Consider the following 13,831-nt stretch of genomic DNA (forward strand, 5'->3'; position numbering starts at 1 on the left):
TTCAGTAACAAATGTCACATCTACGACTATTGCTAGTTGTATTTAAATCCTTATAAAAGGAAAACCCTTCATATTAAGCTAAAATCATGTCAATATGATGAATTCGATTGATAAAATTGATTCGCTTATCAGAAATTTCTATTTAAAAAACTGGTATCCTCTATTCTTTTTTGGAGCATTCACCTAAACCTTTGCTGCTATTGGCTCACAGGAACTTCTAGGTGAAAACACCTACAAGAGGAAGCAGGTAATACGCCCTACCTCCGTTTTGGTGTTTTCACCAAAACATCCTTTTAAAGCTCCTCTTGAACTTTACCGCATTTCAACATTTTATCTCCGAAATAAGGATTACGAATTTCCTCTTTATCACTTAACCAAAATGCACCTTCGTTGTTAAATGCCATTGGGCAAAACTGTTTATATACAGTTTGGTCTTTATTTTCAGCATTTTCTTTCACTAAAACATAAACCTGCTGACTTAAATCATCAAAATCAGATCTGATTTCTTCAACATCTTCTTTTCCATGCATTTCTTTAGTAAGGGATTTCATTTGCTCTAATTCAGAACCGATATTCTCCAATAACTTAGCTAAAGCAGATTTTGCTTCTGCTGCATCTGTATTTACTAATGCATCTTTTACGCTAAAATAAGAAGATAAAATACTTTTCAATTGCTCTGAACTCACCTCTGAAGTTGAAGCTTGCATTACTTTTTCTTCTTTTGGCTCTTCTTGAGCAGTTTGGTTTTCAGACTTCTTTTCTTGACTACAGCCGAAAGTTAAAACGGCTAATGCTACTAAACTTATGATTACTCTATTCATTTTATTTTTATTTACAATGGTTACAAATTTAATCTTTCTTTTATGATTTTTTAGACTTTTTCTTTCGCTTAGTCTTGGTGGTGACGAAAAATAATAAAAAGCCAGAGCTTACCGTCAGCAATCCAAAAACTGAAAATGCCCGAATTAAAGTATTATTGAAATCATCTCTAGTCTCATAATCCATGTTATGAGTCATCCATAGAAAATCAAACCAGCGCCAATCTCTATGCCTCACGGTTTGAAAATCACCGTTTTGAGCATCTATATAAGCTTTCAGGGATTCATCCCCTGTAAATTCAATTTGCCAAACGGGTAGATCTCTTCCCCTGAACTCGTGATGCGCATCCGTTTTGGTCAATAAATTAACATCTTGGATTTTATATTCAGGTTTTATTTTATCCCTAGCTATTGATTTAGCCTCCTCTGCTGATATCTCTGTTTTCGGATCCCCACTAGCTACATGAATTAAAATAGAGTCATTTACCCAATAATAAGCTTCTTGATTAAGAAATTTCAACTCCATTGAATGGATTTCCATTGTATCAGAAAGCAAATTTAAGCTTTGAGAATTAACAGATTTTTGCCCAGAAACTTCTTTTAGAAAATGATCTCCATGAATTTCGTCTAAATCTGTCCAAGTGAAATAAAGTCCGCTGATGGTCCAAAATAAAAATTGAATACCTATCAGGACACCCAGATATCGGTGCGCTTTTCGAATATAATATTGATTGTTTTTCCTCATGATTTCAATTGAGTACCAAAATTAATTGAATTTCTTTTTCACTTCACCACACCTCAGCATACTTTCACCAAAGTAAGGATTCACTATTGGTTCCTCTTTGCTCAACCAATCAGCTCCTTGGTCATTATCCGCCATAGGGCAGTGCTGTAAATAAAGCGTTTCAGAAATTGGTATGAAAGTTTCTGTCACCTGAATCATCCAATCCGAAAGGGCAATGAAGTTTTTGCGCAAGTCCTCAATATTATCATGATGATGAATATGTTCTAATACTTTCTCCATTTTCCCATGGTAACTCATCCATTTTTCGTGGGCATCATCTTGAAATGCTTTCATGTCAATTTTACCAAAAACAGCTTTCAACTCCTCTGCTTTGGCTTTTGCAGTTTCAAAATCATCCTCCGTTAAGGCATCTTTAAGCTCAAAATATTTAGTGTAAAGCGGGTTTAATTCAGCTTTACCATTATCAGAAAGAGCAATTTGCTCTCCTTCCCCTTTATCCGTACTCATCATACTTGTCTTGCCAGAAAGCTGTGCCGCTGCATCTATGCTAAACACACCTTGAACTGCAATTTCCTCCCCTTCCTCTAATCCCTTCTCAATCACAAATGCATCATTTAGCGGTTGCCCTAACTCCACATTTCGCATCACAAAGCTCACTCCTTTTTCCGTCTGTTCCTGCACATAAACCACTGACTTTTTACCTGTCCACATCACCGCAGATTTAGGAATGATAATTTTAGGTGCTGAATTATCAATATATTGAATATTGCCCTTTACTAACATCTCAGGCTTTAATCTCCCCTCTACATTTTGAATCTCGGCACGGGCTTTAGCTACTCTACTTTGAGGATTCAAGCTTGGGTCTATAAAATTTATTTTGCCTGAAAACTCCTCATTAGGAAAGGATGAAATAGTAAAATTCACTTCGCTCCCCAACTTAACAAAAGGAATATCTCTTTCATAAACATCAAACAAAACCCATACGCTAGAAAGATTATTGACCTCAAATAAGGATTGTCCTAGCTTCACATAGTCTCCTTCTTTTACCTTCTTTTCAGTTACATAGCCAGAATAATCCGCCCTCAATTCAAATTGCTCTTTAGGTTTGCCAGAAGCAATAATATTTTCAATTTGAGCATCCGTTAGTTTCCAGTTTTTTAATTTTTCTTTAGAAGCTTCGAAAAGCTGTGGCTGATTTTCTTTATCTTGATAAGCCTGAAGTAATTCCTCTTGAGCCGTTAATAATTCAGGAGAATAAAGAACTGCCACTACCTGACCTTTTTGAACATATTCGCCAACGTAATTCACCCTCAAGTCTTCAACTCTTCCGGGGAAATGTGCTGTTTGTGCATAGTTCAATCGCTCGTCTTCTTGAATTTTAGCCGTCAACCGGATATCCTTTTCGACTGCTTTTCGCTCCACCTTTGTTGTGCTTACTTGCGCTAATTTCATAGCCGTAGCCGACATACTTATGGCATCTTCGCTTAGTACATCGCTTTCACCTTCTGCCTCACTTACGGGAATTAAATCCATGCCGCAGATTGGGCAATCGCCTGGTTCATTCTGCCGAACGGAAGGATGCATAGAGCATGTCCAGATTTGGTCTTTCGATTCCTCCTCAGTGTGTTGATGGGACGATGTGCTGATTTCTTGATTTGCTGATCCGCTAGTAAGCGGACGAGTTGTGCTGATAAAGTAACCAACAACTGCGCCAATTAAGACACTTATCACTACTATTATAATGGTGGATTTATTGATTTTCATGATTTCTATTTTCTGCTAGTGGAAATAATCTTTGTCAATAACTTTTGAATAGAAAGTAGCATTGCTTTCATTTCAATAGTTGGATTTGGGTAACTTGCTGCTTTTTCGCATAGCAACAACCAATAATCCGTTTCTTCTGCTTCTTTATGTGAAATTTTTAATTTATGTATAAAGTCTGCCTTACTCTCACAACTTTGAGCTTCCCTAATATTTGCACCTATGCTTGTACCAGCTTTCAATAATTGTCTAGCAATAACATATTTTCTTCTCTCCTCTAGTAATTCTGAATAATTTATAATCTGTAATGCAAATTCAAAACTTAGTTCTAATACTTCATTTCTCTTTTTCATAATTAATTCTTTAAAAAGTTTTTACTACAATGATTTTTCCACTTCAATTGCTGTTTCAAAAAATCAGCACATCAGCATATCAAAAAATCATCTCATCTATTTATCAGATACTGATATTTCTGAATGGAAATGCTGAATTCAGCTTCTGCTTTCGCTTTCAACTTCCTGTATTTTAAGAATTGCTGTTGTATGCGAAGAACCTCCTCAAAATCAGCTCCTGAACTGGAATAGCTCTTCCATATAATTTCCAATGTATTCTCCGTTTTCTTGATTTGTCGCTCGTACAAATTCAATAATTCCAGTTGTTTTTCGATTTCAAAAACAGTGGATTCATAATCTGTGTCCAACTGGTTTTTTACATTTTGCTTTTGCAACTCATAACTTTCCTGCATAAGTTGAGCTTCCTTCTTTTGAGCATTGTATTTCTTTCTGAAAATAGGCAAACTCACAGACACCATTGGCATCAATACATCTTTACCATTATCAGCTAAATCCATATCCTGCCTTTCTCCTACTATTACATAATCCAGACCCAAGCCAATTTTAGGTAAGCCTTGTTTTTGAGCCACTTTTTCATTCGCCTCTGCGGATTGCATTTTATATTCTAAAGATTGAATTAAAGGATGATCATCAAAAAAGGAATCTTTCACGAGCGAAGGTTCGAAATTTAAACTGTTCAAATCTTCTGGAATCTCTACTTCAACCTCTTCATTGAGTACATTTTGAAAAGCGGTCAGTAATGGTTTCTCTTTTTGCTTGAGTATTTCCAGATTGGTTTCTGCATCATCTATCATGATATCAACTCTTAGCACATCCACCATACTACCACTTGAACTACTGAATTTTCGCTCCGATAAAGATTTATAGGATTTCAGAATTTCAATATTCTCTTTTTCTATCTGTACTAATTTTTTCAGCTCATAAAGCGGATAATATTGAGAAGCGACTTCCCAATACAACTTATTTCTTGCATCCAAAAAGGACTGAAATCTAGCTTCAGCTTCCAAGGCCACTACATTTTCCTGTGTTTTAAGTGTTCCAAACCAAGGAAACATTTGCGTCAAGCTAAAGCGAGCCAGTTGCGGACCTACTCGGGTTTCAACCGGGGAAATAAAGTAGCCAATAGACAAACTTGGGTCTGCTAAAGAAGAAGCCTGCGGTAATTTTTGCAATACGGCTTCATAGGCTTTGTACTCTGCTTGAAGTTTAGGATTGTTTTCTACAGCAATTTTGAAATATTTATCTAGATGATTAGGCTGGTCTTGTCCTTTGACAGAAAAAGAAAGAGACTGCAAAAAACATACTGATATGAATAGAAATAAGTTGAAATATTTGAAAATATTTAGCTGTTTCATCTTATTAGGGATATATGTGGAAATATATAGTCGTATCATTTTTGCTTGCTTTTATAAGTTGAGGAAATAAAGTTGTTAAGTTTTACTTCCAGTTTTTGGTGTATAATTTTCACTTCATCGAAATCAGAAAGTGAAATAAAATCTCGTTCCAGCATAATTTCAGACCAGTGATTAACGGCTTCTGAAAGCGAGCCTCTTGAGATATAATAAAATCGAATTTTATCTAAATAGTGAAACCTGGCATAACCTTCCGCTATATTAGCCCCGACAGAATCAGCAGAAGTAATAAATTGGTCACCTACCGTTTTCTTTTGTTGAAAATTTAGTTTTGAATAAATCTTCCAGCAAATTCGTGACAATTCTCTACTTAGTTGATAAACTTCTAAATCCTTTAAGGGTATGTAGTTTTTATCTGCCATGACATTCAATTTTTTCGTTCTTGAATTTCTATTTTATTTCAATTCTATTTCCACTTTTTTCAATCTTCAAGTTTCTTCTATCTCCGGTCTGACCTACGGTACTGACCTAATTTATCACCTACTAGCTAGTCCATTATTTCAATCTTATTTCTAATATATTTCCATTTGCTCTGGTCTTTTATTAGCCATCAGACGGTCTGCTTTATATATTAACTGCGTCATTAAAGCTTATCATTTTCTTTAAGACTAAAACCGTCAGATGGCGCCCCATATTTCTACTTTATTTCAACTTATTTCTACTTTATTTCTATTAATCTTCCATTCTTCCTTCATCGCATAAAGCACCGGAATCAAAAAGTATGTAAGTGCCGCCATCAACATCCCGCCAAAAGCAGGAATTGCCATAGGCACCATTATATCAGAACCTTTGCCTGTTGAGGTCAGAATTGGAAGCAATGCAATTATGGTTGTGGTGGAAGTCATTACTGCAGGCTTTATTCTTTTTTGTCCTGCTTCAATTACTGCACTCCTAATTCCTTTAATATTGTTGGTTTTATTTTTATCGAAACTTTGATCGAGGTAAGTAGCCATTACTACACCATCATCAGTTGCAATTCCAAATAGAGCAATAAAACCTACCCAAACAGCTACACTCAAATTGATTGTACTGATTTGGAATAAGGACCTGAAATTGATATCAAACCACTCGAAATTGAAAAACCAATCTTGCCCGTAGAGCCAGAGCATTATAAAGCCACCGCTAAATGCCAGGGCTATTCCAGAGAAAACCATGAAACTGGTCAGTACAGACTTAAACTGGAAATATAGAATTAGGAAAATGACTAATAGGACAATTGGCACAATGATACTCAGTCTTTTATCTGCTCGTACCTGATTTTCATAGCTACCAGAGAATTTATAATTCACGCCTTTCGGTACTTCCAATTCACCATTATCAATTTTCTCTTGAATCAGATTTCGGGAATCTTCTACTGCTGTTACTTCTGCAAAGCCATCTTTCTTATCAAATAAAACATAGCCTACTAAAAAAGTATTCTCACTTTTTATTGCTTGTGGACCTCGTTCATATTCGATATCCAGAATTTGTCCCAACGGAATTTGAGCGCCAGTTGGAGTAGAAATCAACATGCGTGAAAGCTCTTCAGGATTTTCTCTCAACTCTCTAGGATACCTCACCCTCACTGGAAAACGCTCTCTGCCCTCCACGGTATTAGTAATATTCATACCACCTATTGCCGTTTCTATAAATTGCTGAACATCCTCTACACTTAAGCCATAGCGAGCAATTTCTTCTCGGTTGATATCCAAAAGCATATATGGTTTACCCACAATTCTATCGGCAAATACTGCTTCTGATTTAACAGAAGGCACTTCTTGAAGAATATTTTCTAGTTGCAATGAAAAGGATTCTATGGTTCGTAAATCTGGACCAAAAACTTTAATCCCCATAGGTGCTCTCATGCCAGTTTGAAGCATCACCAATCTGGTTTCAATAGGCTGAAGTTTAGGTGCAGAAGTCACCCCAGGGATTTTAGTCACCTTAGCAATTTCATTCCAAATATCATCCGGACTTTTAATTTCATCTCGCCAATTCCGGAAGTATATACCATCAGAATCTTTAATCAAATAGGATTTAAAATTACCTCCAACTTGAGTTGAAATTTCATTTTGCAACTCATCACCTAAGGCCTTCCCTTCTTCATCTGTAAATTTTCTAGCTTTGGTATTAAAAAATAAATTCTCGGAATTTCCATTTGAATCATAATCCAAATCAGATAATTTATTATCCGTGCTGATTTGAAAATCGCCTATTTCATTAACCTTAAACCTTTGTCTTTTCCCCTTCTCATTTAAAATATATTCCGGCTTATAATTAATGACATTCTCGAACATAGAAACTGGTGCAGGGTCAAGGGCAGATTCTACTCTTCCTAGTTTCCCCACAGTCAATTCAACTTCTGGGATATTGGTCAACATCATATCCAGTTGACCCAAAACCTTTCTGTTGTATTCCACTCCAGAATGCGGCATGGAAGTCGGCATTAATAAGAAACTACCTTCATCTAAAGAAGGCATAAACTCCTCTCCTATTCCAGGAAAAGTTTCTGCTATAGCCGACCAAACCTTAGTTTCTTGCACATCCCATCCAATTTTTTCAAAGCCTTTGGATACAAAGCCAAAAACAGTATTAAATCCTAACCAGATTACAATTCCCAATAGGATAAAAAAGCTTGGAATAGATAGAAAAGTCCTTTTATTTTCTAAACACAGGCTTAGTATGTTTTTGTAATAAGTTTCAATTAGAATAAATAAGGCTAAAATCACACCTACAATTACTGCGACAAAAATGAAATTGCTGATGAGAGATTTAGCAGGTCCCAGCGGAAGCCAGTATTCAGCCAACAGCCACAACACTGCAAAAACAGCAATAATCAAATCTGAGCGTTTCAGAATCCAGTTTAGGATTTTAGGTAACTGAACCTCTTTTTTTACAATTATCTGATTTACTATTCCAAATAAACCAAATAGGAAAACAACTACTCCTGCCCAGGTGTATCCGAAAATCAATCCTAATAAACCCAGCAAAATCAGTCCTGGATTTGCCAATTTATTGAATGTCTTATTTTTAATTTTAAAGCCAAAAAAGACATGAGCTAAAGCAGGCAGGATTAATAAACTAACCACCAATGCAGCTACCAAAGCAAAAGTTTTTGTGAAAGCCAATGGACTAAATAATTTCCCTTCCGCTGCCTGCAAGGTAAATACCGGAATAAAACTGACAATAGTGGTAGAAACTGCAGTCAAAATTGCACCGGAAACTTCTGCTGCACCATTATAAATGGTATCAATCAATTTTTGATCTTCTGGCGCATCATCCAAATGCTTGATAACATTTTCAGTGAGAATAATCCCCAAATCGACCATGGTTCCGATGGCAATGGCAATACCTGAGAGTGCCACTATATTTGCATCCACCCCGAAATAACGCATGGCAATGAAAACCATTAAAACGGCTATGGGTAATAATGAAGAAATCAAAATAGAGGCCCGTAATCGGTAAACCATGATCGTAATGACCAAAATGGAAATCAAAATCTGTAAAGTCAGCGCATCTTCAAGCGTTCCTAAAGTCTCATATATCAGTTCAGACCTATCATAAAAAGGAACAATAGTCAAAGTGCTTTTGGTACCATCCGCCAAGGTTTTACTTGGCATTCCGGGAGCTATCTCTTCAATTTTATCTTTGACATTATTAATAACCTGCAAAGGATTGGCACCATACCGTGCTACTACAACACCTCCAACCACCTCAGCACCATCCTTATCCAGGATTCCCCGTCTGTTTGCAGGACCGAGGGAAACTGTTGCTATATCTTTAATTTGAACTGGGGTATTATCAACTACAGCTACTACAGCTGATTCAATATCTTCAATGTTCTCAATATAGCCTAAGCCTCTAACCAAGTACTCCGCTTGATTGATTTCAATGGTTTTAGCTCCTACATCGCGGTTAGAATTCTTTACCGCACTCATAACCTTGTTCAGCGGAATATTGTAAACTTTAAGTGCATCAGGATCCACATCAATTTGGTATTCTTTTACAAATCCACCAATGGACGCTACCTCGGAAACATTCTCAGCAGCATTGAGTCCATATTTGACATAGAAATCCTGTACCGAACGAATTTCATGTAAATCCCAGCCCCCCGTTGGATTGCCTTCTTCATCTCTCCCTTCTATGGTGTACCAGAAAACCTGACCTAAAGCAGTGGCATCAGGTCCTAAAGTTGGCTGAACAGATTCAGGCAAAAGCCCACCGGGAATCGAATTTAGCTTTTCAAGAATACGAGATCGTGTCCAATAAAATTCCTTTTCTTCATCAAAAATTATGTAGATACTAGAAAAGCCAAAAATAGAAGAGCTCCGGATGGTTTTCACTCCGGGAATCCCCAATAAATAAGTAGTTAAAGGATAGGAAATCTGGTCTTCAATATCCTGTGGTGAACGACCGGACCATTGCGTAAACACAATTTGCTGGTTTTCACCATAATTGGGAATTGCATCTACCGGAACCGGGTCAGAAGGTAAGATATTAACATTCCACCCAAAAGGCGCCACAGCAATGCCCCAGGCTACCAATCCGATTAAAAGTAAAAAGGTGACTAACTTATTATATAAGAAATATTTGATGATTCGATTTAACATAAAAAATCCATTGATTTAAACATAGAAAATTGAACCGAGGGAAATTTTCCTTCGATTACTCGTTTAAAACAATGGTAGTATTAAATCAAGAAGCTTTGGTAAAGTACTTGTAAGGGTGCTTTATAGAGCGGTGGACTATCAAAAATGAGGATAGATAAATGTGCTTGAGAATCTAAAGGATTAGAGAATAAATAATTCACTAATACATAGATAACAGAAACAAAAGAAGAACCTGATTTTAAAATTGAATTACTTTCTTTTTGCTGTTGAACATCATCAACGGCTATTCTCTGAGATTCTGTTTTGCAACAGTCTTCTTTTTCCGCTTCATGCTTGTGACAAGGAGGCATTTCTTTATCCTCTGTATGATGCGTACAATGTTTATCCTGTTCAGCAAAAGCCACTTCCTGCAAGGTATCTCCACAATAATGTTTATACATTACTGCGCCTAAACTAGTGCTGAGGATCAACACCGATAGTAAAATAGCTAATATGGATTTTTGCTTAAACACGATTCTTAATTACGTTCGTAAATTTAAAAGGTTTTATCGGAATTAAAAAAATATAATCTACTGAAAAACAATAAACTACATATTAGCTATCATCTCTTTCACATGTCCATCAGCAGAAAACATATTTTCATATACAGCCTTTATTTTCAGTTCCTTATCTAATAGGTAAGTTATTCTTCTATTCATGCCTATAACAGGGATTGTGGCTTTATATAATTTAGCTACTTTTCCTTTTGGATCACTTAGCAATTCAAAAGGTAATTTATTTTCCTTTTTGAATTTGTGATGTGAAGAAATAGTATCTTGACTAATGCCGACCACCTTTACATTCAAATCCCTAAATTCAGAAAACGCATCCCTAAATTCACAAACTTCGGCCGTGCACACTTTGGTGAAATTCTTAGGATAGAAAAATAATATTAAAGGCTCCCCTTCTTGATCTGAAAGTTTAAAAATATCTCCTGAAGTTGATGCTAATTCAAAATTCGGTGCTTTTTGTTGTTCTTTTAATGGCATAATAGCTTTTTTAATTATTCTTCAAACTATTTGAAAGTAAAATGGTTATTTAATTAAGTTATTTTAGATAACAATTTAGTTTTCATGTTCAATTAGGTTTGGCAACACGTTGAAAGGCGTGTTGCTTTTCTTTTTTAGCGATTACAAATCGTTCTGTAAGGACAATAAGTACATTTTTCCAAGCTCTCCGTTTGCTCAAAAGCTTGATCACTTACAAAAATTTCATTAAGGATTACTTTGAGCCCTTTTTCAAAATCCTCCATTAATACTTCGGCATTGTTCAGTTCTTTTTTGTCTATTTTTAATTTTTCTGAAAAATCTGGTTTAAATAATCCTTTTCCATTGTAAAGCCCGGGAATTACATTTTTTAAGCCATCATATTCCTCATTTTTAATAAATAAATAAGAATAAAAAAGCGTCTGCATGGCCGCTCCATTTCTTTTATCGTGGTTTCGGTCAAATAGGCTTTCAACATTCGGAAATTTTACTTCATCTCCTCCTGATTTATAATCTATAACTCGAATAGTATTTTCTTTTTCATCCAATCTATCAATTGAGCCTTGCAAACGAATTTTTGTACCATTATCTAATGGTACCTCATATTCAAATTCTCCCTCTACCCTTTTTACAGTAAATGGAGCAATTTGAGCATCATAATTTAAAATTTGAATGACCATTCGTTTAACCACATCACGAATAATGATATTCCTTCCTTCAAATTCGAAATCTTCACTATTCTTTTTCTTCCCGTAAAGTTCGGCAAACTCTTCTTGAATCAGATTATCTATATTTTTCTTCAAAAGAAAAATCTTATTGGCATCTAACCGCTGACTGACTACTTCTCCATATAGCTTTTCCATTACATGATGGAGAATGTTCCCGAAATCGGCTGCATCTAAATCTTCGCTTACCTCATCCCTCTCCTTTAAACCTGCAATGTATCGGAAATAGAATTTCAATCGGCAGTCTAAATAAATTTTTAAAGCCGAAGCTGATAAAAACCTATTGGAACTGTATGACTTTAAAATATCACGAATCCCCTCATTTTTCTGAATGGTAATAGGAACTGCTGAGGCTGCTTGTGGGTCTTGATTTAGACTTTGTAATTGTACTTTTTGAGATCGAATACCCAATTCATATTGCAGTTGCAATAAGTATCTACTGGGCTCGCCCCCTTTCCCACCGCTATTATCACTATTATACATTAAATGTATCTGCTGACTGCGCTGCATTAATCTATTAAACAAATAAGCATATATGGAATCACGTTGTTCCAGAGTAGGAAGTCCGTATGCTTTTCGGATATTGTAGGGTATAAATGATTGACTATTTGCCCCTCCAGGAAAATTATCTTCACTAATGCTTAAAAAATAGATATGCTCAAAATCCAAATTCCTTGATTCCAGTACTCCCATTATTTGAATCCCCTCTAATGGTTCTCCAGAAAATGGCACTCTGATAGATTGGACAATTCGGTTAAATAAACGGATAAAGGCATTGATTTCCAATTCCAGTTTGAATTCACTTACAATTTGCTCAAGCTGGTTGATTTGCTTAAATATTTCAGCTATAAATTCCTGTTCTGTGGACTCAATTTGTTCGTTATGAACGTATTGTAAGATGGTCTTTAAATAAAGAAAATAATTCTCAGTTCCATCTTTAAAAATTATATCTAAAAGTGGATTTTGTACTTCACCCTCATCATACAAGTCTTTCAGCTCTAACCTGATGATATTATTACTTTCAATATATTGGATGCTGGATTTCACCTTCTCACCCAGCAAATTTGCTACAAATGGATGCTTTAAAGTTTTCAATACATCCCGATGATTAAAAGTGAGCTTATCGGATTCTTCCCTTTTATTTTTCTGAAGATAAAGGCAGACATTCATTAATTGATAGATAGAGGCAAAGCGAAGCGGATAACCCATAGTAACATTCACCTTTTGGATTTCTTCTGGAAGGGCATAAAGTACTGGAAAAAGCAAGCTTTCATCACCCAAAATGATAGCTGTTTTTTCGGGCTGTTCTATGTTTTGTTCAGATAGTAATTGCCCTAAAAATTTAGCCTGAGCAATATTGCCCTTCACCTCTGTTACTTTAATATCAGGCGTTTCTTCAAGAATTCTATTGGGCAACTCATTAGGAAAGGTCTTCCCCAAAACCGAATGATGGGCGTATTCCCTAAAAAAATTTCCGGCTTCCTGCAAAGCATTTTCTGGTGAAGCATAATAAGCATCCATATCCCAATAGACTTCTGCACCTTCTTTTACAGCCTCTGAAATGATGATTTCTTCCGTTTTGGTCAACGCATTAAAGCCTGCGAAAATCAAATGACCTGAAATCTGAGCTTGTCCCGATTTTAATTTATCGGCATAATCCCTGTAGAGCATACCATTATAGGCTTGGTTTTCAGCTTTTAATTTAGCTCTAAAATCCTCATAAACAGGATAAAGGATATTCCAATTTCGGTTGAATTTTTCTTGTGCATCTTTGGGCTTGGCTTCAAAGCTTTTCCAAAATTTCTCAATTAATTGGAGCTGTTCATCGGTTAAGAAATCTGTATCGGCCAATTTTTTCCATTCTAATAGATTGGCAAATAGCGGACGAGCATCGGCCATATAGTGATCCACATCGCTAAAATCTTTCACCAGCATATCGCCCCAAAAATAGAACTGTTCAAAATCTTCCTTAAAAGGTGCATGTTTTTGAAAGACTTCATGTAAAGAAAAGACCAGGCTTAGTTGGTCAGGTACTGCAAAATCACTTTTCTGACGCACATAATCTTCAATAGCCATGGCTTCCGGAGCCCAGATGGGTTGATCAATCAATTTTCGAAGCGCACGGTTAAAGAATAAACCAGCCCTCCTATTGGGAAAAATAACGGTGTAATTGGAAATGTCTTTTCCTAATTGCGTAAAGAGTGATTGGGCTAGTTCTTCTAAAAATGTGTTTTGCATTGTCTGTTTAATTGTAAGCTGTTTATCAATTATATAATTATGTCCCGGCTATATATTTTTTTAGAGTCAAGTTACACCTCGGCTTTCAAGCAATAAGGTCACTCCTACGGAGCTTAGTATTCAGATTTTTATACTCATTTCCATAATTAGACCCCTCTGGGGCCT

10 protein-coding genes are annotated in these 13,831 nt (G+C 35.9%); all 10 read right to left on the reverse strand.

Annotation, left to right across the window (positions count from 1 at the left end):
• Positions 1-293: 293 nt before the first annotated feature.
• Positions 294-821, reverse strand: a complete 528-nt coding sequence (locus ACFE0M_RS02740) for a DUF3347 domain-containing protein (RefSeq protein ID WP_434544204.1) — start codon at positions 819-821, stop codon at positions 294-296.
• Between the two features lie 40 nt (positions 822-861).
• Positions 862-1,563: a PepSY domain-containing protein gene (locus ACFE0M_RS02745; protein ID WP_434544205.1), complete on the reverse strand. Its 702-nt coding sequence runs from the start codon at positions 1,561-1,563 to the stop codon at positions 862-864.
• Between the two features lie 21 nt (positions 1,564-1,584).
• Positions 1,585-3,327 (reverse strand): efflux RND transporter periplasmic adaptor subunit, encoded by a 1,743-nt coding sequence (locus tag ACFE0M_RS02750; RefSeq protein ID WP_434544206.1) that lies wholly within the window; start codon positions 3,325-3,327, stop codon positions 1,585-1,587.
• Between the two features lie 5 nt (positions 3,328-3,332).
• Positions 3,333-3,677 carry a four helix bundle protein gene (locus tag ACFE0M_RS02755; RefSeq protein ID WP_434544207.1) on the reverse strand — a complete coding sequence of 115 codons (345 nt, stop codon included), beginning with the start codon at positions 3,675-3,677 and terminating at the stop codon, positions 3,333-3,335.
• Between the two features lie 92 nt (positions 3,678-3,769).
• On the reverse strand, positions 3,770-5,032 hold the full coding sequence (locus tag ACFE0M_RS02760) for a TolC family protein (protein ID WP_434544208.1): 1,263 nt from the start codon (positions 5,030-5,032) through the stop codon (positions 3,770-3,772).
• 35 nt (positions 5,033-5,067) lie between these two features.
• Complete coding sequence (locus ACFE0M_RS02765) at positions 5,068-5,451, reverse strand: four helix bundle protein (RefSeq protein ID WP_434544209.1); 384 nt, start codon at positions 5,449-5,451, stop codon at positions 5,068-5,070.
• Between the two features lie 285 nt (positions 5,452-5,736).
• A complete protein-coding gene (locus tag ACFE0M_RS02770; protein ID WP_434544210.1) occupies positions 5,737-9,678 on the reverse strand; it encodes an efflux RND transporter permease subunit in 3,942 nt (1,313 codons plus the stop codon).
• Positions 9,679-9,758: 80 nt separating this feature from the next.
• Entirely contained in the window at positions 9,759-10,190 is a 432-nt protein-coding gene (locus ACFE0M_RS02775) for an HYC_CC_PP family protein (protein ID WP_434544211.1), read from the reverse strand.
• Positions 10,191-10,265: 75 nt separating this feature from the next.
• The gene (locus ACFE0M_RS02780; RefSeq protein ID WP_434544212.1) at positions 10,266-10,706 is read right to left on the reverse strand and encodes a peroxiredoxin; all 441 of its coding nucleotides are present in this window, start codon (positions 10,704-10,706) and stop codon (positions 10,266-10,268) included.
• 134 nt (positions 10,707-10,840) lie between these two features.
• A complete protein-coding gene (locus tag ACFE0M_RS02785; RefSeq protein WP_434544213.1) occupies positions 10,841-13,666 on the reverse strand; it encodes a PD-(D/E)XK nuclease family protein in 2,826 nt (941 codons plus the stop codon).
• Positions 13,667-13,831: the final 165 nt, after the last annotated feature.

The sequence above is a fragment of the Marivirga sp. genome (genome assembly GCF_051117495.1).
GTDB lineage: Bacteria > Bacteroidota > Bacteroidia > Cytophagales > Cyclobacteriaceae > Marivirga.